Source organism: Flavobacterium longum, from assembly GCF_965137575.1.
GTDB classification, from domain to species: Bacteria; Bacteroidota; Bacteroidia; order Flavobacteriales; family Flavobacteriaceae; genus Flavobacterium; species Flavobacterium longum.
Genome location: NZ_CBCRZJ010000002.1, coordinates 105,776 through 130,585 on the forward strand (window position 1 = coordinate 105,776; position 24,810 = coordinate 130,585).

The 24,810-nt window shown below is 49.5% G+C and carries 27 protein-coding genes; 22 read left to right on the plus strand and 5 right to left on the minus strand.

The features are described 5' to 3' along the window. Window positions 1-15: 15 nt before the first annotated feature. A complete protein-coding gene (gene upp / locus ACM9J1_RS03455) occupies window positions 16-669 on the minus strand; it encodes a uracil phosphoribosyltransferase (protein WP_415580540.1) in 654 nt (217 codons plus the stop codon). Window positions 670-727: 58 nt separating this feature from the next. Here upp and ACM9J1_RS03460 point away from each other — a divergent pair, with 58 nt between their 5' ends. Genes ACM9J1_RS03460 through ACM9J1_RS03470 form a run of 3 tightly spaced genes read left to right on the plus strand, consistent with a single transcriptional unit; the run spans window position 728 to window position 2,601 of the window. Continuing rightward, window positions 728-1,333, plus strand: a complete 606-nt coding sequence (locus ACM9J1_RS03460) for a DUF4254 domain-containing protein (RefSeq protein WP_415580541.1) — start codon at window positions 728-730, stop codon at window positions 1,331-1,333. Continuing rightward, window positions 1,334-2,380, plus strand: a complete 1,047-nt coding sequence (locus ACM9J1_RS03465; protein ID WP_415580542.1) for a glycosyltransferase family 9 protein — start codon at window positions 1,334-1,336, stop codon at window positions 2,378-2,380. It abuts the gene before it with no gap. Next, on the plus strand, window positions 2,377-2,601 hold the full coding sequence (locus ACM9J1_RS03470) for a hypothetical protein (protein WP_415580543.1): 225 nt from the start codon (window positions 2,377-2,379) through the stop codon (window positions 2,599-2,601). The genes ACM9J1_RS03465 and ACM9J1_RS03470 overlap by 4 nt, the downstream gene beginning before the upstream one ends. A gap of 4 nt (window positions 2,602-2,605) precedes the next feature. Here ACM9J1_RS03470 and ACM9J1_RS03475 read toward each other — a convergent pair whose 3' ends face one another. After that, entirely contained in the window at window positions 2,606-3,316 is a 711-nt protein-coding gene (locus ACM9J1_RS03475) for a phosphodiester glycosidase family protein (protein ID WP_415580544.1), read from the minus strand. Between the two features lie 3 nt (window positions 3,317-3,319). Continuing rightward, window positions 3,320-4,372: a 2Fe-2S iron-sulfur cluster-binding protein gene (locus tag ACM9J1_RS03480; protein WP_415580545.1), complete on the minus strand. Its 1,053-nt coding sequence runs from the start codon at window positions 4,370-4,372 to the stop codon at window positions 3,320-3,322. 113 nt (window positions 4,373-4,485) lie between these two features. Between ACM9J1_RS03480 and ACM9J1_RS03485 the strand changes: the two genes are divergently transcribed. The 19 genes from ACM9J1_RS03485 to ACM9J1_RS03575 all read left to right on the plus strand — a co-directional run bounded on the left by ACM9J1_RS03485 (window position 4,486) and on the right by ACM9J1_RS03575 (window position 23,126). Then, complete coding sequence (locus tag ACM9J1_RS03485) at window positions 4,486-5,958, plus strand: DUF5687 family protein (protein ID WP_415580546.1); 1,473 nt, start codon at window positions 4,486-4,488, stop codon at window positions 5,956-5,958. A gap of 2 nt (window positions 5,959-5,960) precedes the next feature. Then, window positions 5,961-6,656 (plus strand): ABC transporter ATP-binding protein, encoded by a 696-nt coding sequence (locus ACM9J1_RS03490; protein WP_415580547.1) that lies wholly within the window; start codon window positions 5,961-5,963, stop codon window positions 6,654-6,656. A 154-nt stretch (window positions 6,657-6,810) separates the two neighbouring features. Beyond that, window positions 6,811-9,732, plus strand: coding sequence for a type IX secretion system periplasmic lipoprotein PorW/SprE (gene porW, locus ACM9J1_RS03495; protein ID WP_415580548.1), 2,922 nt, complete (start codon window positions 6,811-6,813; stop codon window positions 9,730-9,732). Window positions 9,733-9,735: 3 nt separating this feature from the next. Further along, a complete protein-coding gene (locus tag ACM9J1_RS03500) occupies window positions 9,736-10,152 on the plus strand; it encodes a bactofilin family protein (protein ID WP_415580549.1) in 417 nt (138 codons plus the stop codon). Next, window positions 10,109-10,354 carry an AtpZ/AtpI family protein gene (locus tag ACM9J1_RS03505; protein WP_415580550.1) on the plus strand — a complete coding sequence of 82 codons (246 nt, stop codon included), beginning with the start codon at window positions 10,109-10,111 and terminating at the stop codon, window positions 10,352-10,354. The genes ACM9J1_RS03500 and ACM9J1_RS03505 overlap by 44 nt, the downstream gene beginning before the upstream one ends. Then, window positions 10,341-10,733: a hypothetical protein gene (locus ACM9J1_RS03510; protein WP_415580552.1), complete on the plus strand. Its 393-nt coding sequence runs from the start codon at window positions 10,341-10,343 to the stop codon at window positions 10,731-10,733. Before ACM9J1_RS03505 ends, ACM9J1_RS03510 begins: the two co-directional genes overlap by 14 nt. 187 nt (window positions 10,734-10,920) lie before the next feature. After that, window positions 10,921-12,084 carry a F0F1 ATP synthase subunit A gene (gene atpB, locus ACM9J1_RS03515; RefSeq protein ID WP_415580553.1) on the plus strand — a complete coding sequence of 388 codons (1,164 nt, stop codon included), beginning with the start codon at window positions 10,921-10,923 and terminating at the stop codon, window positions 12,082-12,084. A 77-nt stretch (window positions 12,085-12,161) separates the two neighbouring features. After that, complete coding sequence (gene atpE, locus ACM9J1_RS03520; protein ID WP_309640610.1) at window positions 12,162-12,353, plus strand: ATP synthase F0 subunit C; 192 nt, start codon at window positions 12,162-12,164, stop codon at window positions 12,351-12,353. 80 nt (window positions 12,354-12,433) lie between these two features. Next, window positions 12,434-12,934, plus strand: a complete 501-nt coding sequence (locus ACM9J1_RS03525; protein WP_415580554.1) for a F0F1 ATP synthase subunit B — start codon at window positions 12,434-12,436, stop codon at window positions 12,932-12,934. 1 nt (window position 12,935) lies between these two features. Further along, the gene (gene atpH / locus ACM9J1_RS03530) at window positions 12,936-13,463 is read left to right on the plus strand and encodes an ATP synthase F1 subunit delta (protein WP_415580555.1); all 528 of its coding nucleotides are present in this window, start codon (window positions 12,936-12,938) and stop codon (window positions 13,461-13,463) included. Continuing rightward, window positions 13,463-13,972 (plus strand): hypothetical protein, encoded by a 510-nt coding sequence (locus tag ACM9J1_RS03535; RefSeq protein ID WP_415580556.1) that lies wholly within the window; start codon window positions 13,463-13,465, stop codon window positions 13,970-13,972. Before atpH ends, ACM9J1_RS03535 begins: the two co-directional genes overlap by 1 nt. A gap of 39 nt (window positions 13,973-14,011) precedes the next feature. Beyond that, entirely contained in the window at window positions 14,012-15,589 is a 1,578-nt protein-coding gene (gene atpA / locus ACM9J1_RS03540; RefSeq protein ID WP_415580558.1) for a F0F1 ATP synthase subunit alpha, read from the plus strand. A 78-nt stretch (window positions 15,590-15,667) separates the two neighbouring features. Further along, entirely contained in the window at window positions 15,668-16,531 is an 864-nt protein-coding gene (gene atpG, locus ACM9J1_RS03545; protein WP_415580559.1) for an ATP synthase F1 subunit gamma, read from the plus strand. 152 nt (window positions 16,532-16,683) lie between these two features. Then, complete coding sequence (locus ACM9J1_RS03550; RefSeq protein WP_415580560.1) at window positions 16,684-18,213, plus strand: lipopolysaccharide biosynthesis protein; 1,530 nt, start codon at window positions 16,684-16,686, stop codon at window positions 18,211-18,213. After that, complete coding sequence (gene dut, locus ACM9J1_RS03555) at window positions 18,210-18,644, plus strand: dUTP diphosphatase (RefSeq protein WP_415580561.1); 435 nt, start codon at window positions 18,210-18,212, stop codon at window positions 18,642-18,644. The genes ACM9J1_RS03550 and dut overlap by 4 nt, the downstream gene beginning before the upstream one ends. Window positions 18,645-18,721: 77 nt before the next feature. After that, a complete protein-coding gene (locus ACM9J1_RS03560; RefSeq protein WP_415580562.1) occupies window positions 18,722-19,729 on the plus strand; it encodes a sugar phosphate nucleotidyltransferase in 1,008 nt (335 codons plus the stop codon). A 7-nt stretch (window positions 19,730-19,736) separates the two neighbouring features. Next, a complete protein-coding gene (locus ACM9J1_RS03565) occupies window positions 19,737-21,107 on the plus strand; it encodes a tetratricopeptide repeat protein (protein ID WP_415580563.1) in 1,371 nt (456 codons plus the stop codon). Next, on the plus strand, window positions 21,104-21,868 hold the full coding sequence (lolB1, locus tag ACM9J1_RS03570) for a lipoprotein insertase outer membrane protein LolB1 (protein ID WP_415580564.1): 765 nt from the start codon (window positions 21,104-21,106) through the stop codon (window positions 21,866-21,868). Before ACM9J1_RS03565 ends, lolB1 begins: the two co-directional genes overlap by 4 nt. Window positions 21,869-21,875: 7 nt before the next feature. Next, a complete protein-coding gene (locus tag ACM9J1_RS03575) occupies window positions 21,876-23,126 on the plus strand; it encodes a murein hydrolase activator EnvC family protein (RefSeq protein ID WP_415580565.1) in 1,251 nt (416 codons plus the stop codon). A 77-nt stretch (window positions 23,127-23,203) separates the two neighbouring features. Here ACM9J1_RS03575 and ACM9J1_RS03580 read toward each other — a convergent pair whose 3' ends face one another. Together ACM9J1_RS03580 and ACM9J1_RS03585 are read right to left on the minus strand one after the other, a co-directional pair. Next, complete coding sequence (locus ACM9J1_RS03580; protein ID WP_415580566.1) at window positions 23,204-23,713, minus strand: acyl-CoA thioesterase; 510 nt, start codon at window positions 23,711-23,713, stop codon at window positions 23,204-23,206. A gap of 93 nt (window positions 23,714-23,806) precedes the next feature. After that, window positions 23,807-24,754, minus strand: coding sequence for an HU domain-containing protein (locus tag ACM9J1_RS03585; protein ID WP_415580567.1), 948 nt, complete (start codon window positions 24,752-24,754; stop codon window positions 23,807-23,809). Window positions 24,755-24,810: the final 56 nt, after the last annotated feature.

A 24,810-nucleotide genomic window follows, 5' to 3' on the forward strand; every position in this document is an offset into this window, starting at 1 on the left:
GGGTTTACGACACAATTACAATTTATTCCCATACGCCAAATCACCGGCGTCGCCCAATCCGGGAACGATGTAGTTCTTTTCGTTGAGTTTTTCGTCGAGCGCGGCCACCCACAAATGCACGTTTTCCGGCAGGTGTCGGTTCAGGTGTTCGATGCCTTCCGGCGCGGCAATGACTACGGCAAGATGGATTTCCTTGGGCGTCCCGCGTTGCATCAGCCGGTTGAAAACAGCGACCATCGATTGCCCTGTGGCGAGCATCGGATCAATCAGCAACAGGTTTTTCCCGTTGATGTCCGGAATCGCCTGGTATTCCACGACGATGTCAAAATGGTTCTCGTCGTCGGTATGGTGCCGGAACGCAGAAACAAATCCGTTCTCGGCATTGTCGAAGATGTTCAAAAAGCCCAAATGCAAGGGCAATCCGGCGCGCAGGATCGAACACAGAATTTGCTTGTCGGCCAATTGCGTGGTATGTTTCGTGCCCAACGGCGTCTGGATGTCAACCGGCGCATAACTGAAAGTCTTGCTCATTTCGTAGGCCATGATTTCGCCGATGCGCTCGATGTTGCGCCTGAAACGCATGGAATCGTGGTGAACATTGACGTCCCGGATTTGTCCTAGAAAGTGATTTAGGATGCTGTTTTCCTGCGAAATGTAATGGATCTGCATAAGAAATATTTAGAACGTAAAATTATAAAAAGTATCTTTGCTCTTTAAAATTCAGACTATGTTTTCACAACTCGCGTTCCCTGTCTTCGAGCAGTGCATCAAGGATTACCACGTGCACGACAACATTGACCAGCCGGTCTCGAACCCGTATCCGAAAGAGCAGATCGAACATTTGCTGTATCTCAAAAACTGGATCGACACCGTACAATGGCATTTCGAGGATTTGATCCGCGACCCAGAAATCGATCCGGTGGAAGCCCTGAAACTCAAGCGCCGCATAGATGCCTACAACCAGCAGCGTACGGACATGGTCGAGTTCATCGACAGTTATTTCCTCCAGAAATACGCCGACGTCACACCAAAGCCATCGGCCAAGATCAACTCAGAAAGCCCGGCTTGGGCCATTGACCGCTTTTCAATCCTGGCGCTCAAGATTTACCACATGCGAGAAGAAGCCACACGCGTTGATGCCACACCCGAACACCGCGCGGCTTGCCAGACCAAGCTCGACATCCTGCTCGAGCAGAAAATCGACTTGAGTTCGGCCATCGACGATTTGCTCAACGATATCGCGTCGGGTGACAAATACATGAAGGTGTACAAACAGATGAAAATGTACAACGACGAGGCGCTCAACCCGGTATTGTACCAAGGCAAAAAATAATTGTCTTACAAAATCAAACATATTGCCGTCATCAGGCGCTCCGCTATGGGAGATGTCGCGATGACGGTTCCTGTTTTACGGCAACTTGTCGCGCAATACCCTGAGTTGAAGATCACGGTCGTGTCGAAAGGTTTTTTCAAGCCTTTTTTCGATGACATCCCGAATGTATCATTCTTGGCAGCCGACACACCCGAACGCGGCACCGGATTGTCCGGCATCATCAGGCTGTTTCGCGATTTGCGCAAATTGAAGGTGGATGCGCTTGCCGATTTACACAATGTATTGCGGTCGAAAATCCTTCGCCTGCTGTTCGCTATGGTAGGGAAAAACACCGCTAGTACAGACAAGGCCCGGGCCGAGAAGCGCGCCCTCATCCGTCCAGAGAATAAAGTGTTCAAGCCTCTCAAACCCGTTACCGAACGGCATGCAGAGGTCTTTGCCGCGCTGGGTTTCCCGATAGATTTGTCGCACCCGATATTTCCGGCCAATAAGCAGATGGACGAAGTCGTCCGGTCGCTGGCCGGCGCCAAATCAGGCCAATGGATCGGCATCGCACCGTTTGCGCAACACCAGGGCAAAGTCTATCCGGCAGATCTGATGCAACAAGTCATTGACCAATTGGCTGAAAATGCCAGTGATAGAATCTTCCTCTTCGGCGCGGGCAATGCTGAAACCGATATTTTAAATCGGTTTGCGAAAGGCCGTGAAAACGTCATTGTCGTGGCCGGAAAAATCAAATTCACGCAGGAATTGCAATTGATTTCAAACCTCGATTTGATGCTCAGCATGGATTCGGGCAACGCGCACATCGCCGCCATGTACGGCGTAAAAACCGTGACGCTTTGGGGCGCGACGCATCCGTTTACGGGCTTTGCACCATTCGCGCAGCCGTTAGGGAATGCGCTTACCGCAGACCGCGAACAGTTCCCGAAATTACCTACTTCGGTTTACGGAAATGTAAAAGTGGCCGGCTATGAAGACGCGATGCGGACGATTGCACCAGACACAATCATAGCGAAGATTCATACTTTGTTGGCGTCGCGATGAAAACGATTCTTGGCGATTTGTATCTGACATTGGTTGGCGCCGCTTTCGCCCGATTCAAGTTCCGGGACCGCAAAGTTCGGGCAGCGTTTCTGGCGGATAATTTCGACTCGAAGTACGACCGTTACGGCGCATATGTCTTGGCGCATTCATTTAAAAAAATGTTGTTGCTTTTCGTAGCAATGGTATTGGTCGCGTTGGTTGTGGCTATCGTTTTCGGATAAAACACTAGCGCTTTTTCGTCACGCCGATCATTACGCCAAAACTCCCGTCAGTTTGCACCCATTTTTTTTCGGGCAAATACATCCGCGAGACGAAACCATCCAAATACAGCGCATTTTTGCAGCCCAACTCCTGAAAGTACTTCGCAAAGTCATAGAAGTTGGTTTCCGTTTTCGAGAGCGCAAAGACGATGGTTCCGTCGGGCAAAATACCCACGCCGTTACGGATGTTCAGGTTGGTTGATCCTTCCTTGAACGCCGAATGGATTTTGCCGTCAATGACCAGCATCGGGCCGGATTGCGTGGCGAAATCGATGTTGTTTTTCATGCGGAAATCCTCGGTTTTGACGACATGCGCTTTTTTTCCGACCCAATAAAATACGCCGTTGGGTTTTAGGTAGAAATTCCCGCTGCCGTTGCCGTTATCGATAGGCGCCTTTGTTTTCCGTTGCTGGATGAACAAGCCTTGCGGCGACTGGTCTTTTCGGTACATGCCGGCGTTCATCGCAAATACGAGTTCGCGGTGGTTTTTCTTGAGGAGTGATTGCAGGTTCTTGAAGTTGCCGATGATTTGGCCCTTGTCATCTTTCCAATACAGTTGCAGATCCTGCTTTTGCAGATTTACCGTGTAGGAAATGATCTCGGTATGCGAAAAGTTGTCGCTGAAGGCCAGCAGCGAAAATGCCACGGACAATCCAATCAGGCGAAGCCATTTCACGGGTTACACGTCGTCATAATCTACATACACTTCAGCAGAAGTCGGGTGCGCCTGGCAAGTCAAAATAAGCCCTTGCGCGATTTCGCCGTCGGTCAAGATGGTGTTCTTTTTCATCTCGGCCGAACCCTTGGTGATGCGCGCCATGCAACTGCTGCAAATGCCGCCCTGGCACGAATACGGCGCGTCCAAACCTTGCTTGAGCGCGGCTTCCAGAAGCGTCTGTTTCTGCGACATTTCAAACGTGGTTTCGTCGCCATCAACCATGACGGTAATCTTGGTGTGGCCTTCCAGTGATGCTTCGATTTTATTGTCTGCCGTGGCGGCAAAGAACAACTCGAACTTGATGTCTTTTTCCTTGACGTTGTGTTCTTTCAAGACATCGCTGACGGTATTGATCATGGCTTCCGGACCGCACAGGTAGAATTTGTCGAATTCCATTTCCTTATGCTTGTTGTTGAGGATGAAATTCACGGTAGAACGCTCGATCCGTCCGAACAAAGCGCCGTCAACCTTGGCCTGGCTGTACATGAAATAGACGAAAAACCTGCCGGTGTATTTGAGCTGCAAGTCGTGCAATTGGTCATGGAAAATGGTCTGTTCAGGTGATTTGTTGCCATAGACCAACACGAATGAACTCTGCGGTTCATTTTCCAGCACCGATTGCAAAATGGCCATGACCGGCGTAATGCCGCTGCCGGCCGCGAATGCCGCATAATTCTTAACGCGCGAAGCCTCCGGATCAAAGGTGAATTTGCCTTCCGGCGGGCTTACTTCCAAGATGTCGCCGGCCTTGAGTGACGTGTTGGCAAATTTGGAAAATGCTCCGGTTGATACGGCCTTGATGGACACACGTAGTTCACCGCTGCCGGGCGCTGAACAAATGGAATAGGCGCGGCGCAATTCCTGGCCATCGAGCGTGAGTTTAAGCGTCACATATTGACCGGCCGTGAATTGGTAGGTTGGTTTGAGTTCGGCCGGAATGTGAAAGGAAACCGAAATGGCATCAGGGGTTTCGCGGCGGACTTCGTTTATGGAAAGCTTGTAGAATGTTGACATAGTGATAGGGAAACGTAATTCGGCAAAATTAATCAAAACTCGCCATGACGCCGCACATAACCGATGTAACTTTTTATTACATTTAGCCACTCATTCGCCAAACCAACAACAAAATGATCAAAAAATTCCTCTGGCTCGAATGGAAAGCCTTTTTCCGATCGGCCTCCATGGGTACGAATCTGGCCATGAAAATCCTGATGGGTTTCTTGGCCGTGTACTTTATGGCCATTTTCCTGGTGCTGGGCGTCAGCACGTATTTCATCATCGAGGAAATGAACCTAAGCCCGATTGAAACCGTCAACAAGTTCATGATTTATTACCTCGTGGCCGACTTGACCTTCAAGCTGCTCTTGCAGAAAATCCCCGTCATCAACATCCGGCCGCTATTGGTGACGCCAATCAAGCGCGGCACGATCGTGAATTTTGCGCTGGGGAAAATGCTGGTGTCATTCTTCAACGCCATCCATTGGTTTTTCTTTTTGCCCTTTTCTATTGTCATGCTCGTCAAAGGCTACGACGGGTTGAGCGTGGCGTTGTGGTTCGTGGGCATGATGGCGCTGATTTACGCCAACAATTTCCTGAATATTCTGCTCAACGACAAAGATTACTTGTTCATCATTTTTCTGGCGCTGCTGGCAGGTTTCGGCAGTTTGCAATACTACAAACTCTTTGATGTCACCGAATATACTTTCGTGTTCTTCGACAAAGTCTTCAATACCGTTTGGATGGTTATCTTGCCGGTCGCATTCTTGGTCGGGCTGTATGTAGTGACATTCAAATACCTGGTCAATGCGATGTATTTCGATACCGGATTGTCGGTCAAACGCGAGCAGGCCAAGACCGAGCAGTTTGAATGGCTTGACAAATTCGGAAACATGGGTACATTCCTCAAGAACGACATCAGGCTCATCAAACGCAACAAACGCTCGAAGATGACGATTGTCATGAGTGTGATGTTCCTATTTTACGGACTGTTGTTTTTCACCCAAATCGTCGATGCCTATAACAACCCGTTCATGCACATGTTCGCCGGGATTTTTGTCACCGGCGGATTCCTGTTCACCTTTGGGCAATTCGTTCCGAGTTGGGACAGCGCGTACTACAATTTAATGATGACCCAGAACATCCCATACAAAGGTTACCTGGAATCGAAATGGTGGTTGATTGTCATTGCGACCGCGATTTCCACAATCCTGGCTTCGTTCTATTTGTATTTCGGACTGCACATCTATCTGATGATTGTCGTGGGCGCCATTTACAACATGGGTTTCAACTCGCACCTGGTGTTGCTTGGCGGCGCTTATACCAAAACGCCTGTTGACCTGACCTCGAGCAAGGCTGCTTTCGGCGACAAGAAAGCCTTCAACGCCAAGACGATGCTCATCTCGCTTCCCAAACTGCTTTTGCCCATGTTGCTCTATGGCATCGGGTACGTCGCGGTTTCCCCTGAACTGGGCCTGATACTCGTGGCGCTTACCGGCGTGGTCGGGTTCATCTTCCGCGATAAAGTCTTTGCCAAGATTGAAAAAGTGTACAAGACCGAAAAATATTCCACCATCCAAGCCTACAAACAAAACAATAATTGACCATGATTACAGCGCAAAACCTCACCAAACAATACAACGGCATTACCGTTTTGAACATTGAATACCTCGACATCCCGAAAGGCCAAAGTTTTGGTCTTGTAGGCAACAACGGCGCGGGGAAAACCACGTTCTTCAGCCTTTTGCTCGATTTGATCCAGCCTACCACCGGCGGCATCAAGAACAACAAGGTCGAGGTCGATAAAAGCGAAGCCTGGAAACCGTTCACTTCGGCCTTCATCGACGAAAGTTTCATCATCGGTTACCTCACGGCCGAGGAATATTTCTACTTCATCGGCGATCTGCGCGGCCAGAATAAAGCCGATGTGGATGCCTTGCTGGAAAAACACAAGGAATTCTTCAACAACGAAATCCTGAAAAGCGGGAAATACCTGCGCGATCTATCGAAAGGCAACATGAAGAAAGTGGGCATCATCGGGGCGCTCATCGGCAACCCGGAAGTCATCATCCTGGACGAACCGTTTGCGAATCTTGACCCGACAACCGTCAACCGATTGAAGAAAATCATCAAGGAATTGGCCGACGACCCGAATGTAACCGTGCTGGTCTCGAGCCACGACTTGATCCATACCGTGGAAGTGTGCAGCCGCATCGTCGCGCTCAACAAAGGGCAAGTCGTGAAAGACATCCAGACATCGGCTGAAACACTCAAGGAATTGGAGGAATTTTTCGCAGTTTAAGAATAACCGCGAATCCACGAATTTGACCTTTGAATTCGTGAATTCGCGGCGTTTTGTATGCCTGATTGCTTGCGGTTTCAAAAAGAAACGTATTTTTACCCGTCTGTATACTAAATACCGCTTTTAAAAGTTAAGGATAAAAACGTTTTTTGCATTGAAAACCAGCTTACTCAAATACATTCTCTTTACCGGTTTCTGTATTTTCATGATTGCGTGTTCGGTCAGGAAAGATACTTTCGTGTCAAGGAATTCGCACGCGCTGAGCACCAAGTATAACATCTTGTACAACGGTGGGATTGCGCTCGACAAAGGCATTGAGGAACTCAAGACAACCTATGCCGACAATTACTGGGAGGTTTTGCCGATTGAGCGCATGCAACCCGGAGAGAAGGAGCTGCCGCCGGGGCAAACCGCCACACCGAATGCCAATTTTGCCCGTGCCGAAGAGAAAGCCACCAAAGCCATCCAGAAGCATTCGATGAACATTGACGGCACCGAGAAAAACCCACAGATGGACGAAGCCTATCTCATGCTGGGCAAGGCGCGCTACTATGACAAACGCTACTTGCCGGCGCTCGATGCGTTCAATTACGTGTTGTACAAATACCCGAAAAGCGACAAAATCTACGAAGCCAAGATCTGGCGCGAGAAAACCAATATGCGCCTTGAAAACGACGTGTTGGCCGTGCAAAACCTTGAAAAATTGCTCAAGGAAATCAAGTTCAAAGACCAGATTTTTGCCGATGCCAACGCTACGATGGCGCAGGCGTATTTGAACGTAGAACAGAAAGACAGCGCGATTGCGAAATTGAGGCTGGCCACAAAGTTCACCAAGTCCAACGAAGAAAAAGCGCGTTATCGGTTTATCCTCGCGCAGCTCTATGAGCGAATGAACGAACCGGACAGCGCGTTTGCCACGTATCAATCGGTCATCGACATGAAACGCAAATCGCCACGGGTGTACGTCATCCAAGCGCACGCCGGGCAGGCCAAGCAATACACCGCGAAAAACGGCGACTCGATCGCGTTTTTGAAAAAATATAAAAAGCTGCTTGAAGACCGCGAAAACAGGCCGTTTCTGGGCGTGATCAACCACCAGATGGCGTTATTCTACGAGAAATACAAGAATGACAAGCAGGCCATCAAGTTCTACAACGCATCGCTCAACCAGAAAGCGAGCGACCCATACCTGACGGCGTCCAATTACCGCAATCTTGGCGAGATTTATTTCAACCAAGCCAAATATGTGACCGCGGGGAATTACTACGATTCTACGCTCGTACAACTCAGGCCACGCACCCGCGAATACAACCTGATCAAGAAGAAGCGCGAGAATCTCGTGGATGTCATCAAGTACGAAGGCATTGCGCGGGTAAACGACAGCATTTTGACGGTGCTGGCGATGTCTGGCCCGGAGCGCGTCGCGTATTACGAAAAATACATCGACCAACTCAAGAAGGAAGACGAAGCGCGTCGCAAAGAAGCAGAGAAATTAGCCAAGGAACAGGAAGCGATGGCCGCAAGTGGTGGCGTTTCAGGCGATGACAGCCGCGAAAGTGTGCGCGCTGCCAAAGCAAGATTTGACGAGACAGACAACAAACCGGCGAATGCGGCCCTGCAAAAAATGGACGATGTGACCAGACCGAGAAACCTCGGCACGCAAGGTCAGGCTGGGCAATTTTATTTCTATAATGAAGCGACCGTAGCCTATGGCATCGCGGAATTCAAGAAAAAATGGGGCAACAGGGCGCTCGCCGAGAATTGGCGTACGACCGCAACGAAATCATCTGACTCCGACAAGCCTTCCGACGATGATGCCGACGATGACGATGCCGTGGCCGATGCAAAATCAGACAAACCCGAACCGCGCTACACGCCGGAGTTCTACATCGGGCAATTGCCGACGACACAAAAAGAAGCCGACAACCTTGCCAAGGAACGCAACTTCGCGTATTACCAGTTGGGCGTCATTTACAAGGAAAAATTCAAGGAATACAAACGTGCCGCCGACAAACTCGAAAAGCTATTAGACAGCCAGCCTGAGGAACGATTGGTGTTGCCATCGATGTATCATTTGTACAAGATTTACGAAATCATCGACAAAGACAAAGCCGTGGCCATGAAAGTCCGCATCATCGACCAATACCCGGATTCGCGTTATGCCCAAATTTTGAGCAATACCAATTCAGAAAGCGTGGCCAGCCTATCGCCGGAAGCCGCCTACAACGGGTTGTTCAAGCGTTATAACGAAGGCGATTACAAGAACACGCTTGTTGATCTGGAAACAGCCATCGATCAATATACCGGCGATGAAATCGTGCCAAAGCTCGAAATCCTGAAAGCGCGCACTATCGGCAAATTGCGCGGTGTGGAAGAATACAAGAAAGCCTTGAATTTCGTGGCGCTCAATTACCCGAACAGCGCCGAAGGCAAAGAAGCCGAAGCCTTGCTGGGCACCGAAGTACCGGCGTTGGCCGCGCTGGAATTCAGTTCATCGGAAACATCGAACTGGAAAATCCTGTATCTGGCAAAAGACCCGAACGAAAAGGCGACGAAAAACCTCGTGGACAAGGTCAAGAAATTCTTGGGCGAACGCGATTGGAAAAAACTCAAGATGTCTTTTGATGTCTATACGGAAGAATACAATTTCGTGGTCATCCACGGCATGGTGTCCGAGGAAAACGCCAAAGGCATTGCCGGCATCCTGAAGGATTTCAAGGAATACAAAGTGCCGGATGTGCCGATTATCATCTCGGGGCAGAATTATGAAATCGTCCAGATGAAGAAGAACATCGGCGATTACCTGGCCAACCCGACGTTCAACACCAAATCCGTGACAGACCAATTGCCAGCCAAACAACGCACGAAAGCCGCAACGCCGCCACCACCGGCCAAACGCGCCGAACGCGAACAGAAAGACCAGATGCCAGCCGTGCCAACTTCTACCATGCCGCCGGGCGCCAATCCGGGAATGCCGGGCATGCCAAACCAAGGTGGCAAAACCGAAGACAAGAGCAAGTTGTCGCAGCCACCGTCATTGGGCGCGCCGCCAACGGGTTCAGACCAGAAACGATAAGCCATGTTCGAGAAAAGCCCAAAATCCTACACCGATTTGCTCGGCAAAACCAACCGCATCGTGGAAGGCACGATTATCCGCGGGAACATTTTGTCGCACGCCGATTTCAGGCTCGACGGTGATTTGGTGGGGAATTTCAAGAGCGACGGGAAAATCGTCATCGGCCCAGCCGGATCGGTCAAGGGCGACATCATCTGCAAGAATGCCGATATCGAAGGCAAGTTCGACGGGAAAATCCAGGTGGCCGAAATCCTGAATGTAAAGTCAAAGGCCAGCATCCACGGCGAAGTGGTTTGCAGTAAACTCTCGGTTGAACCGGGTGCCGAGTTCAGCGCATCGTGCGTGATGAAATCCGCCATCAAAAATTTGCCAGCGCATGAGCAGCAACCAGAACCAAGATCCGAAGCGCAAGCGCAATAAGTGGCTGGCGCTCGTCAACATTCCGGTACAAATGGGCGTCATCGTGTTCCTGTTTGCCTACGGCGGAAAATGGCTTGATGCGCATTACCCGAACAAACACAACCTTTACGTAAAAATCCTGACGCTCGCGGGCGTTGCCATTGCGTTCTACAACGTGAACCGGCAGTTGAAGGACATTAATAGAGATGATGAGCAGTCTTAGATTCCGGCCTTTATTCGAAGCGATGACGCTCGCCGTCGTGGCATTTGCGATACATTTTGTCGCACTTCGCTATTTCTGGTCCACCTGGACCGATTACTGGCAATACAGCATCGTCACCATTTACGGTTTTTTCTTCGTCTGCTCGGTGATCATCGTGCTGTGGCTCATCAGGATGAAGCAGAGAAACATAGACAGTGTAGGCAATACCTTCATGTTGTTTACCTGTGTAAAAGCCGCGGCGGCGTACGTAATGTTACATCCGATCCTGCAGGCGCATCATCCGCACGTCAAGTTCGAAAAGGCCAATTTTTTTGCTGTGTTCGCCATCTTTCTGGCCATTGAGACTATTGTGTCCATCCGGATGCTTCAAAAGCGTTGACCAATCCCTTTTTACTTTCTTTTTAACAATAACCAGCCACTTCAAAACCAGCTTGTTGCACAAATAGCAATAAATGCGTTTTTTATCAGGAAAATCGACAAAAATATTTTTTAGAACTATTTTTCTTGTCAGGAAAAGATGTACCTTTGCACCGAATTTCAGGAAACTAAAATCAAGTTCGTGCGCTATGGTATTTTTGAAAAAACCACTCCTTAATATAGTTGTTACTTTTTCGATGTTGGTTTCTGCTTTCGGATGGGCCAATCCTGCCGATTCGGTAGCAGTACACAAAGAGGCCAATTCTCCACACGCTGAGTCCGCCGCCCCGATGTCTGAAGCCGAGAAGAAAGACGCGGAGCGCAAGGAATTCATCAAGCATCACTTGCTCGACTCGCACGATTTCCACTTGTTTTCTTACGGAAGCGAAGAGCACCCAAGCCATGTCGGTTTTTCGTTGCCGGTTATTCTTTGGGATGAAGGCCTGCACGTGTTTTCATCGTCCAAATTTGAGCATGGCCATGCCGTAGCCGAGTCTAACGGGAAGTACTACATGATCAGCCATCATAATGGCAAGATTTACCGTACAGATGCGCAGGGCACCGAAACACTTGATGCAAAAGGCCATCTCACCAATGTGCAGCCGCTTGATCTTTCGATCACGAAAAACGTGTTCATGATCCTTCTTGTGGGCACGCTCATTTTCCTGTTGTTCGCTGGATTGGGCAAGTCTTACAAGAAAAATGGTTCAATCGCCAAAGGTGCCGGAAGGTTCTTTGAGCCGATCGTTTTGTACATCCGCGACGAAATTGCCATCCCGAACATCGGTCAGAAACATTATAAAAAATACATGAGCTTTTTGTTGACGATTTTCTTCTTCATCTGGTTCATGAACATTTTCGGATTGACACCGCTGGGCGTAAACGTCACGGGTAATATCGCGATTACGGCTGCATTGGCTGTCCTGACTTACCTGATCACGACTTTTACCGCGAAGAAAGATTACTGGATGCACATTTTCTGGATGCCGGGTGTGCCATGGCCGATGAAAATTATCCTTGCGCCGATTGAATTGCTCGGCACCATCATCAAGCCGTTCTCGCTCATGATTCGTTTGTTTGCGAACATGATTGCAGGTCACGTGGTCATCATGAGCCTTGTCGCGTTGATGTACTCGGCCAACCACATTATCGGCGGTCCATTGACATTCTTGCTCGCATTTGTGTTGATGATCCTTGAAGTATTGGTCGCGCTGTTGCAGGCCTATATTTTCACGATGCTCGCGGCGCTGTATTTCGGTGCGGCTGTGGAAGAGCATCACCACGATGAGCACCACGAGGTGGCCCATCACTAAGAAAGTTTGGGTTGATGGTCATTCGGCCTTCGGCTTTGGACTAAAGAATCGAATGTTTAATTTTTAATACATATTTTATGGAAATTCCTAGGATTATTGGAGCAGGCTTGGTAGTAATCGGAGCTGGTATCGGTATCGGACGTATCGGTGGTTCAGCGATGGATGCTATCGCCCGTCAGCCGGAAGCGACTGGTAAAATCCAGACTGCGATGTTGATCGCTGCCGCTCTTATCGAAGGTATCGGTTTCGCTGCAATCTTTGCAACGTAATCAAAAAGATCAAAAGCTGTAACGGTTGGTTGCAGCTTTTGTTTAAACATTAAACCCACGACAATAAAATACTTTATATAATGGAAGAATTATTTGGACAGTTTTCGTTAGGCTTGTTTATCATGCAAACCCTTCTGTTTATCGGGTTGATTTTGCTTTTGAAGAAATTCGCTTGGAAACCCATCCTTGATGCGGTAAACGAGCGTGAGGAAGGCATCAAGAATGCACTCCAGTCAGCCGAGAATGCCCGCGCCGAAATGCAGAACCTGCAGGCCGACAACCAAAGGATTTTACAGGAAGCCCGTATGGAGCGCGACACCATGCTTAAGGAAGCGCGCGAAATGAAAGAGAAAATGATTGCGGAAGCCAAGAACGACGCGCAAGCCGAAGGCGAAAAAATGATCGCTCAGGCCAAAGCTGCCATCGAAGGTGAAAAGAACGCCGCCATGGCCGAATTGAAGGCGCAGGTTTCTTCATTGTCTTTGGAGATCGCAGAAAAACTGTTGAAAGAAGAATTATCCAACAAAGAATCGCAGGTGAAGCTTGTAGAAAAAATGTTGGGCGACGCTAAACTGAACTAATATGTCTAGAGCAGCCATCCGCTACGCAAAAGCAATCCTCGACATCGCGCACGACAAAGGCGTTGCCACAGACGTGAACAACGACATGCTCGGTATTGCGCAAGCTTTGAAGGAAAGCGAAGATTTGAGCGGCTTTTTGTTGAGCCCGACCACGACATCAGAAGTCAAGGAAAGTGCTTTGCTTGAAGTGTTTTCTGGCGCCAACGGTGTCACGAAAGGACTTTTTAAGTTGTTGCTCGAAAACAAGCGTTTCGAAATCTTGGGTGCCATCGCCGAACAATACAGCAAAATGTTCGAAGAGATGAACGGTGTGGAAACCGCAACGGTGACTACCGCGTTCCCAATGGACAAAGACCTCGAAGCGAAAGTCATGTCTAAAATCCTCGAATTTTCAAACAAGAAAATCGTGGTGGAAAATATTGTTGACCCGGCCATCATCGGCGGGTTTGTGTTGCGTATCGGCGACAGGCAATACAATGCTTCGGTAGCCGACAAATTGTTGAACCTGAAACGAGAAATGGCCAACTAATGAAGTCGTTCCGCGCCATATTCATCTTGGTTTGCCTCGTGGCATTTTCTGCTTCGGCCCAAAAGGTCAAGCTCAAGAAAGGCGATGTATTGGTCGACGAAGCGGCTTGGTTAAAATACGACGGATGCGGCGGCTGGGACAGCGTTTGTTCGCTGATCAACGCCAGCGGTGAAGAAATCGTCTTCATCAAGTTCATCCAAAGCGAGCCATCCACCAACATGCTGTTCAATAAATATGGTGACCCGAACTATTACGAAGTGTCGTTTTTAGGGTTGAACCGAAAAATTGAAGTCCGCGAATTCTTCAAGGACATCATCCAGATTTTGTACAATGGTAAAGTGGTGGCCGCCGACGGCACGCTGGACGAAGACCGTGTCAACAGGCTGGTCGAGAAATACGGAACATCGTTTTCCGACAAACTCAACCGCGGCAACAACAATACAGTGATCATAAGAGAGCGCGATGACGACGATGACAACCCGAGGGTGAACATCTCCATCGGTCGATAATAAGAGTAAAAACAGGAGTTAAAAAACAAATTATAAATTATGGCAGAGATTAAGCCTGCTGAGATTTCAGCAATTTTGAAGAAGCAGCTTTCAGGATTTGAGTCCGGAGCTACGTTGGAAGAAGTGGGAACAGTTCTTCAGGTGGGTGACGGTATTGCCCGCGTTTACGGATTGTCGAACGTACAATACGGAGAGCTTGTGGAGTTCGAAAACGGTATGCAAGGTATCGTTTTGAACCTTGAGGAAGATAACGTTGGTGTCGTATTGCTCGGTCCTTCAACTGCTATCAAAGAAGGTTCTACTGCCAAGAGGACACAACGCATCGCATCGCTTAAAGTAGGCGAAGAGATGTTGGGCCGCGTGGTCAACACACTGGGCGAGCCGATTGACGGCAAAGGCCCGATCGGTGGCGATTTGTACGAGATGCCGCTCGAGCGTAAAGCGCCGGGTGTAATCTTCCGTCAGCCGGTAACCGAGCCGCTCCAAACGGGTATCAAGGCGATCGACGCGATGATTCCGGTAGGCCGTGGCCAGCGTGAGCTCGTAATTGGTGACCGTCAGACCGGTAAATCAACGGTTTGTATCGATACCATCCTGAACCAAAAAGAATTTTATGACGCCGGTCAACCGGTATATTGTATCTATGTTGCGGTAGGCCAAAAGGCATCAACCGTAGCAGGTATTGCCAAGAAATTGGAAGAAAAAGGCGCGATGGCTTATACCATCATCGTAGCCGCAAATGCTTCCGACCCTGCGCCAATGCAGGTGTACGCGCCAATGGCTGGTGCTGCCATCGGAGAATATTTCCGTGACACAGGCCGTCCGGCGTTGATTATTTATGATGATTTGTCTAAGCAAGCGGTGGCTTACCGTGAGGTGTCGCTCCTTTTGCGTCGTCCACCAGGACGTGAGGCGTACCCAGGTGACGTATTTTACCTGCACAGCCGTCTCTTGGAAAGGGCTTGTAAAGTCATCAATGACGATGGTATCGCCAAAGGCATGAACGACTTGCCAGACAGCTTGAAGCCAATCGTAAAAGGCGGCGGTTCATTGACCGCATTGCCGATCATCGAAACACAAGCAGGCGACGTTTCGGCGTACATCCCAACCAACGTAATTTCCATTACAGACGGACAGATCTTCCTGGAGTCTGACCTGTTCAACTCCGGTGTACGTCCGGCGATCAACGTAGGTATTTCGGTATCGCGTGTTGGTGGTAACGCTCAGATCAAGTCGATGAAGAAGGTTGCGGGTACATTGAAGCTTGACCAGGCGCAGTTCCGTGAATTGGAAGCCTTCGCCAAGTTCGGTTCAGACCTCGACGCCGTTACACTCAACGTAATCGAAAAAGGCCGTCGCAACGTGGAAATCCTCAAGCAAGGCCAGAACGATCCGTTCACTGTTGAAGACCAAGTAGCGATCATCTACGCCGGTTCCAAAAACCTGTTGCGTAACGTGCCGGTGAACAAAGTGAAGGAATTCGAAAGAGACTTCTTGTCGTTCATGAATGCTTCACACCGCGATACGCTTGACGCCTTGAAAGCAGGCAAATTCACTGACGAAATCACCGACGTGATCGAGAAAGTAGCGAAAGAAGTAGCAGCAAAATATAACTAATTAGTTGATGTTTGTTAGTTGTTTGTGGCTAGAAAAGACCATCTAACAACTAGCAACTAAGAACTAGCAACTAAAAATATGGCAAACTTAAAGGAAATCCGCAACAGAATCACCTCGGTGTCGTCGACGATGCAAATCACCTCGGCGATGAAGATGGTTTCTGCGGCCAAACTCAAGAAAGCCCAGGATGCCATCACTGCGATGCGTCCGTATGCCGAAAAACTCACCGAGTTGTTGCAGCACCTGTCATCAACCATGGACAGCGATACTGGTGGCGAATACACCGTACAGCGTGAAGTGAAGAACGTGCTCATCGTGGCCGTGACTTCAAACCGTGGCTTGGCCGGCGCATTCAACTCCAATGTCATCAAGGAAGTGCGCAACTTGACCGAGAACGCGTATGCCGGCAAAAAAGTCGATTACGTCACCATCGGAAAAAAAGGGAATGACGCCTTGAAAAAAACCGGGAATGTGGTGCACAACAACAACGGCGTTTTCGACGATCTGACTTTCGACAACGTCTCTGCAATCGCCGAAGAGTTGATGCAGATGTTCCGCGAAGGCAAGTATGACCGCATCATCGTGGTGTACAACCAGTTCAAGAATGCCGCCACGCAAATCGTCAAGACCGAGCAATTCCTGCCATTGGCACCGGTTGCATCAGACAAAGTCGTGAATTCGGTCGATTATATTTTCGAGCCTGAGAAAGAGGAAATCATCCTGACGCTCATCCCGAAAACACTCAAGACGCAGTTGTACAAATCTGTCCGCGATTCGTTCGCTTCAGAGCACGGTGCACGTATGACGGCCATGCACAAGGCAACCGACAACGCCACGGCTTTGCGCAACCAGTTGAAATTGACCTACAACAAGGCGCGTCAGGCGGCCATTACCAACGAAATCTTGGAGATTGTTGGTGGCGCCGAAGCCTTGAACGGATAAGCATTTATCTGAACAATAATACAAAAGCCGGATGTTTGTCCGGCTTTTTTATTTCGCGAAGCCTACTTTTCAACAGAAGGCAGCGTATAAGTAAATTTTTTTACGCCAAGGGCAACCGCGGAATTGGTTATTTTTGCCACAGAATCCACAAGATGAGCCTGTACAAAAACCTCTTCAAACAGACCGCGATTTACGGGTTGGCTACCGTCATTCCGCGCATGATGAGTTTTTTGCTCACACCGCTCTACACCAGCCCGGGCGTACTCGATTTGGCCGAATACGGACAAGTGAGCGAAATCTTCGCCTACATGATTTTCTTCAACGTCATCTTGGCCTATGGTATGGAAACCGCTTTTTTCCGGTTTTACAACAAGGAAGCCGACAAAGAGAAAGTGGTGGCCACCACGACGATTTCGTTGTTTTGGTCCACATTGGCGTTTCTGGTCGTCGCACTCTCGTTGCGGAACCAATTGGCGGTTTGGTCAGGGTTCGATGCCAAGTATGTGACGTACACGATTTGGATTGTGATACTCGATGCCTTGGTCATCGCGCCGTTTTCGCAGCTGCGCGCCAAGCAACGGCCGATGCGTTATGCCGCCATCAAGATCGGGAACGTCGCGCTCAATTTCGCGTTCAATATTTTCTTCTTGATTTTCTTGCCGAAACTCGCGCACGCCAATCCGGACGGACTTTTCGCAAAAATATACGTTGAAGATTTCCAGATCGGCTACATCTTCGTTTCGAACATCATCGCCAGCGCCGCCACATTGGTTGCGCTTTCCGGCGGCTATTTCCGACTGAAATGGCAGTTTGACGCCGGGCTTTGGAAACAGATGTTCCGGTACGGCTGGCCGATTTTGTTCGCCGGAATCGCCTTCGCCATCAACGAACAGTTCGACAAAATCCTGTTGTCGAAATTGCTCCCGGCCGAAATTGCCCACGAGGAAGTCGGGGTGTATGCGGCCTGTTACAAGATGGGCTTGTTCATGGTGCTGTTCCGAACGGCCTACACGCTGGGCATCGAACCGTTTTTCTTCAGCCATGCCGGCCAGGAAAACGCGAAACAAACGTATGCCACCGTCACCAAGTATTTCGTGATTTTCGGCTCGTTCATTCTTTTGTCGGTCATCGTCACGGCCGACATTCTGAAACAGTTTATCATCCGCGATCCATCCTATTGGCAGGCGATGAAGGTCGTGCCGCTCATCATCCTGGCGAATTTCTTCCTGGGCATTTACACGAATTTGTCGGTATGGTATAAGTTGATCGACAAGACACACATCGGTGCCTGGATTTCGCTCGTGGGCGCGGCGGTAACACTCATTCTGAACTTCCTGCTCATCCCCTTTATGGAAGCGCAAGGCCACAACGGCTACATGGGTTCGGCCATCGCCACCATCGCGGCGTACGGCACCATGATGGCGATGTCTTATTTCATGGGCAGGAAAGCTTACCCGATTCCGTATGACATGAAACGCATTGGCGGCTATATGGGCATTTCGATCCTTTTTTCGGGTGTGTCATTTTATTTTTTCCGCGAAAATTATTACGTTGGCGCTGCGCTCATGCTGCTGTTCCTGTATTTCATCTACCACAACGAGAAAGACACGCTACAGAAAATCATCAAACGCCGCACGGGTAAAACGATACCTGTCATTAAAGACGAAGAAGAAGAATTATGACCATCAAGATCATCAACCAGTCGCAGCATCCGTTGCCCAATTATGAAACCATCGCCTCAGCCGGAATGGACTTGCGTGCAAATTTAGCTGAACCCATTACACTAAAACCGCTCGAACGCGCCATCGTGAAGACGGGGCTGTTCATTGAGTTGCCCATCGGGTATGAAGCGCAAGTGCGTCCGCGGTCTGGTTTGGCGGCCAAGAAAGGCATTACGGTCCTGAATTCGCCGGGTACGGTCGATGCAGATTACCGCGGTGAAATCGGGGTGATTTTAGTAAATTTATCGGCCGATGAATTTGTCGTCGAAAACGGCGAGCGCATCGCCCAATTGGTCATCGCCAAACACGAACGCGCCGAGTGGCAAGAAGTCTCGGCCTTGAGCGAAACAGATCGCGGCGCCGGAGGATTCGGCAGCACAGGAAGTAATTAATAGTTAATAATGAATAATTAATAATGAAAGTTAGCGTCGGAAACCTCTTTCGACTTTCGACTTTCGACATTTGACTTATGAAGATAATCGTACCCATGGCCGGTCGCGGCTCCAGATTGCGTCCGCATACGTTAACCGTTCCAAAACCACTGATCCCGATTGCCGGAAAGCCTATCGTACACCGCTTGGTGGAAGACATCGCCGGCGTGATCAACCAAGACATCGAAGAAATCGCGTTCATCATCCACAAGGATTTCGGCAAACAGGTCGAGATAGAACTGGTCGCGATTGCCGAAAAACTCGGGTCGCGCGGTACCATTTACTACCAGAATGAAGCCTTGGGCACTGCGCACGCCATCATGTGCGCGAAGGATTCCATGCAAGGCCCAATTGTCGTGGCGTATGCCGATACACTATTCCGTGCCGATTTCACGTTAGATACTTCGGCCGACAGTGTGATTTGGGTGAAGCAGGTTGATGATCCGAGCGCGTTCGGTGTGGTGAAACTCGACGGTGAACGCATCGTGGATTTCGTCGAAAAGCCAAAGGAATATGTGTCTGACCTGGCCATCATCGGGATTTACTATTTCAAGAGCGGCGAAACCCTGCGCGCCGAATTACAGTATTTGCTGGACAACAACATCGTGAAGGGCGGCGAATACCAACTCACCGATGGTTTGGAGAACATGAAACAGAAAGGCTTGAAGTTCGTTCCCGGAAAAGTGGACGAGTGGATGGATTGCGGCAACAAAAACGTGACGGTGGAAACCAATACGCGCATGCTCGGTTTCCTTCACCAGGACGGCGAAAACCTCGTGGATGCAAATGTAAAGATGGAGAATTCGACCATCATTCCGCCATGCCATATCGGTGCCGATGTCGTGCTGATCAATGCCACGGTTGGCCCGAATGTGTCGCTGGGCCGCGGCTGCCACGTCATCGATAGTAGCATCAAGAACAGCTTGGTGCAAACGCATGCTCACATCAAGAACGCGAACCTGGACAATGCCATGATTGGCAACCACGCGTCTTTTGACGGGAAATTCACCAGCATCAGCATCGGCGATTATTCGGTGCTGGAATAACATCAGAATGGAGTTGAGGAAAATATTTTTCGGGTTGGCTTTTTCGGGCGTGATTTTCATGTCTGATATTGCCATGGCACAAGTCCAGCCGCCACAGGAACCCGACGACATCGCCCTCAATACCGATGCATTCCAGGATTCGTTCTACGAGGCATTGAAGCAAAAAGGCATCGAGAATTACGACCGCGCTGTCATTTCGCTGGAAAAGTGTCTGCAACTGCAACCGAACAATCCGGTGATTTTCTTCGAACTCGGTAAGAATTACCTCAAGCTCAAGCAATATGCGAAAGCCTACGAATATTTCGACAAGGCCGCACAGCTCGACCCGAAAAACCGCTGGTACCTGCAAGGCATGTACGACGTGTGTTACGAAACCAAGGACTACAACAAAGCCATTACGATTGTCGAAAAACTGATACCGTTCAAGGCAGACTATAGGGAAGACCTGTTGTCGTTGTACATGACCACGCAGCAGTTTGACAAGGCGCTTGATTTGATTAACCAACTCAACGACGAAATCGGCAAGAGCGAAATCCGCGACAATTACAAGGCGCAAATCCTGCAGGACGCGAAATACCAAGGTCCGGAGAAAGCGAATTTAATTGCCCAGATCAAGAAGAATCCGAAGGAAGAATCCAATTACATTTCCCTGATTTTCCTGTATTCGGAAAGCAACCAGGAGGAAAAAGCGATGGAAGTGGCCAAACAGTTGGAGAAGGAAATCCCGACTTCTGATTGGGCGCAGGTCAGCCTGTTTAAATTCCATTTGAACAACGGCGAAGGCGATGCGGCGGTCAAGGCCATGAACCAAGTGCTCGAGAGCAAAAAAATCGACGGTAAAATCAAGCACCGCATCCTGAATGAGTTTCTGATTTTCGCCATCGACAAACCCCAATATGATGCGGCGTTGGAGAAAGCCATCGGGTACTTCAGCAACGACAATACCGTGGAAGTACCGAAGGAATTGGGCAAGTTCTACCAGAACAAGAAAATGTGGGACAAAGCCGCCAGGTATTACGCCATCCAGCTGGACAACCATCCGGACGACGTGGAAGCTGCGATGCTTTTGCTGCAGGCCTACACCGAAAAAGGCGATTTTTCGGCACTTGCCACAAAGGCAGACGGCTTGCTGGAACTGTTCCCGCTGCAACCGCAATTCTATTATTATTCAGGCTTGGCGCACAACCAGCGAAAGGAATTCAAAAAAGCCAAAGACGCGCTCGAAGCCGGACTGGAATATCTCGTGGGCGACACAGACCTGGAAATCAACATGAACATACAACTCGGCGAAGCCTACAACGGGCTCGGCGACCAGAAGAAAAAGGAGCAGTATTTCCTGAAGGCGGAAAAGCTGATCCAGCAACAAAAGAAGAAATGAGGAAAGTATTGGCGCTCGTCGCTATTATCATATTGGCCGGATGTAAACCCAAGGCCGTGTTGGCAGAACAAAAGGCGAAGGAAACCTTGTCTGCAGACAGTATCATCCGGAACCATTACAAGAACAAGAAAGATTTCAGTACGTTATACATCAGGTCGTCGGCGCGGTATGAAGACAATGACAACACCCAGAATGTAAGTGCCGAAATCAAGATCAAGAAAGACGAGAAAATCCTGGTGAGTATCCGTGTTTTGGGCATCACGATGGCCAAAGCGCTCATTACGCCTACCGAGGTGAAGTATTACGAAAAGCTCAACGGCGAGTATTTCGAAGGCGATTACAGCAGCCTCAGCCGTTGGCTCGGAACCGATCTGGATTATCAAAAAGTCCAGAATCTGCTCATCGGTTTGGCCATGGACGATTTGACCCAAGGAACATACAATGCCACGATCGACAATGCTTTGTACCGTCTGGAAACGACAGACGAGCGCACGATGAAAGCGTTTTATTTCGAGGCAGGGAAGTTCTTGATCAAGCAGCAGCAGATTATCCAACCACAGCAGAATAGGATGCTTAAAGTGGCTTATCCGAATTTCAATGAATCAGGCCAGATCGCACTGCCTTCGGGGATCAACATCGAAGCCAGCCAGCCAAAGGGCAAAGTCAGGATCGACATCGAATACAACGCCGCCACGTTCAACGAAGAAATGAATTTCCCGTACAGCGTGCCCGGCGATTACAAACGGATTTCCATAGAATAAACACACCATGCCAAAGCAAATCTTAACCTTTTTAGGCTGTTGTCTGGCGTCGTTGGCCATGGCCCAGCAAACCCAGCAGGAAAAACTGGAAGCCCGTAAGGCGCAGATCCAGAAAGAAATCCAAGAGAACAAAAAGTTGCTGGAATCGGTCAAAAACAAAGAGAAAACTGCCACGACGCAACTCATTTTGCAGCAGCAAAAAATCGGGCTGAAGCAAAAACTCATCAGCACGACCGAAAAGCAAACCAAGTTGCTGAGCAACGACATGTACATCAATCAGGTGGAAATCAACCGGCTCAAGAAAGATTTGGCCAGGCTTCGGGAAGATTACGCGGCGCTGATCCAAAAGTCTTACAAGGCGCGTTCGGAGCAAAGCCGTGCGATGTTCCTGCTGTCGTCCAATAGTTTCCTCCAAGCCTACAAACGGGCACAGTACATGAAGCAGTACGCCAGTTACCGCCGGGCGCAAGGCGAGGAAATCCGGCAGAAAACCCTCGATCTGGATGTATACAACCAAAAGTTAAGCATCCAGAAAGGACAGAAAGACAAGCTGTTGGCTGAAAATCAGAAGGAAAAGGAAGCGCTTGAACAAGAAAAGAAAGAACAAGAGAAGATTGTTCAGGAAATCAAGAAGGACAAGAAGCAGATTCTGGCCGACATCAAAAAGAAACAGCAGGAAAGCAAGGCCATTGACCGCCAGATCGACAAACTCATCCGCGAAGCGATTGCCGCCGCCAACAAGAAGACGGCCGTAGCGGCAGCCAAAGGAAAACCGGGGAAAGCCAGTCCGAAAGCAGCGTCAGACACAAAGATTGTCCTTACGCCCGAAAGCAAGGTCATTGCCGATAATTTCCGGTCCAACAAAGGGAAATTGCCTTGGCCGGTAGAAAAGGGCGTCGTGACTTTGGGCTACGGAAACCAAGCGCATCCGGTGTATAAAACCATCGAAGTGCACAACAGCGGCGTGGAGATTACCACCGAAGCGGGTGCCAATGCGCGCGCGGTTTTTGGTGGCGAGGTAAGCCGCGTCATCGTGATTTCACCGCTCAATAAAGCTGTCATGGTGCAGCACGGTGATTACTTTACGATCTACCAGAACCTGAGCAGCGTTTCGGTGAACAAAGGCGACAAAGTCTCGATGAAACAGTCGCTCGGGAAAATCCGCACGAGCGGCGATACCGGCAAAACCGTCCTGAAATTCATCATCCTGCAAAATACGGTTTACAACAATCCGCAGGACTGGATTTACAATATGTAAGTCTGGAAAAGACGCCACGAATTCACGAATTTCAAGAGATATCCAATCCGAATTTCGTGAATTCGCGGCTTAAGGTTTTATATAAAAAGCGCTTTGAGTTCGGTGGCATCGTCCGGTTTCATCTTTCCGGCCAACACCAAACTGAGCTGTTTCCGACGCAACGCCGCGTCAAATCGTTCCTTTTCGAGTTCCGTTTCGGGCGTAATGGCCGGCACTTCAACAGGCCGTCCGGTGTCGTCCACAGCCACGAAAGTATAAATCGCTTCGTTTGCTTTTGTCCTGATGCCGGATTCGCGGTCTTCAATCCAGACATCAAGGAAGATTTCCATCGAACTTTTAAAACTCCTGGACACTTTCGCTTCCACGGTCACGACGCTACCTAGAGGAATGGCGCGGTTGAAGGCCACGTGGTTCACCGATGCCGTTACGGTAATGCGGCGCGAATGTCTTCTAGCGGCAATACTGGCTGCGCGGTCCATGCGGGCCAACAATTCACCGCCAAAAAGGTTGTTGAGCGGATTGGTTTCGCTGGGCAAGACCAGATCGGTCAATACCGTCAATGATTCAGAAGGCGTTTTCGGGTGCATCGTTTTTTTTGCAAAGGTAACGGGTTTACAAAAAAATACCGCGCCTACGGACGGTTTTTCCCTTGGCGCGGCAACGTGTTAATGTCTCAACACTTATTTCTTTTCGATGAGCAACCAGGCATTCGGGTTCTCGTCGCGTTTGATCTGTGAAAGTGCGGCTTTGGCATCGGCGTGCGTGGCGTAGCTGCCGTAGGCTACCGGATAGAGCCCGTGTTTGTTGCGCTCGAGTTTGCGCGCCTGGAAACCTTTTGCCACGAGCTCGTCGGTGGCTTTCTGCGCGTTGATTTCCAGCTTGAATGCACCCGATACGATATGATATGGCAAGTCGGCCTTTTCTTCGGCTTCGGTCACCGAAAGCGATACGGCCGGCATCGGGCTTTGGATGAAGAACGTTGCTTGTTGTAGCTTCCCTTGGATTTCCTTCTGGACTTCTTCGCGCACCGCAAGTGTTTCAGCGGCTACTTTGTCTTGCTGGAGCTTGAACCCGATGGCACCGGCAACGCCCAACGCCAGCACGAAAATCGCGGCGTATTTCAGGTAACCGCGTTTGGCGCGCGTTTCAGGCGTAAAGGCCACCGGCGCTTTCTCTTCGACGGCTTGGGCCTCTTGCTTGAAATGTTCCCGTTTGATGGCCGGCGACACGAATGAATTGAGCCCGAAAGCATCGGTCAGGTAATTCAATTGTTCGTATGGCGAAAACACTAGGTTTTTCTCGGTGTTCAAAGACAGTTCGCCCACATTTTTCAGGGTGAACTTTTCGTTGATTTCCAGGATGTTTTTCCAGATGTCCACTTCGCTCTGGATGGCTTCCACGGCATTTTCGTAAGACGTTTTCTCTGCCGTAGCGATATGGTTGGCCAACAACCCGTCGTTATGGCGGATGTAGGCGTTGAATGAAATCAGTTTTTTAGGCGGATAAAAGGCATTCGAGCTCTCGTTGAGATGTGCCGACTGCGTTTCGGTCAGAAATGCGCCGAAGCCAGGAACCGTAACACATTGGTAACGATACAAAAGCTGCGAAATGTATTGTTCAATCTTCATGGAAACAAATTTAACCATTGAGTGCCGTCTGCAAAATTTTATCAACAAATTTTATT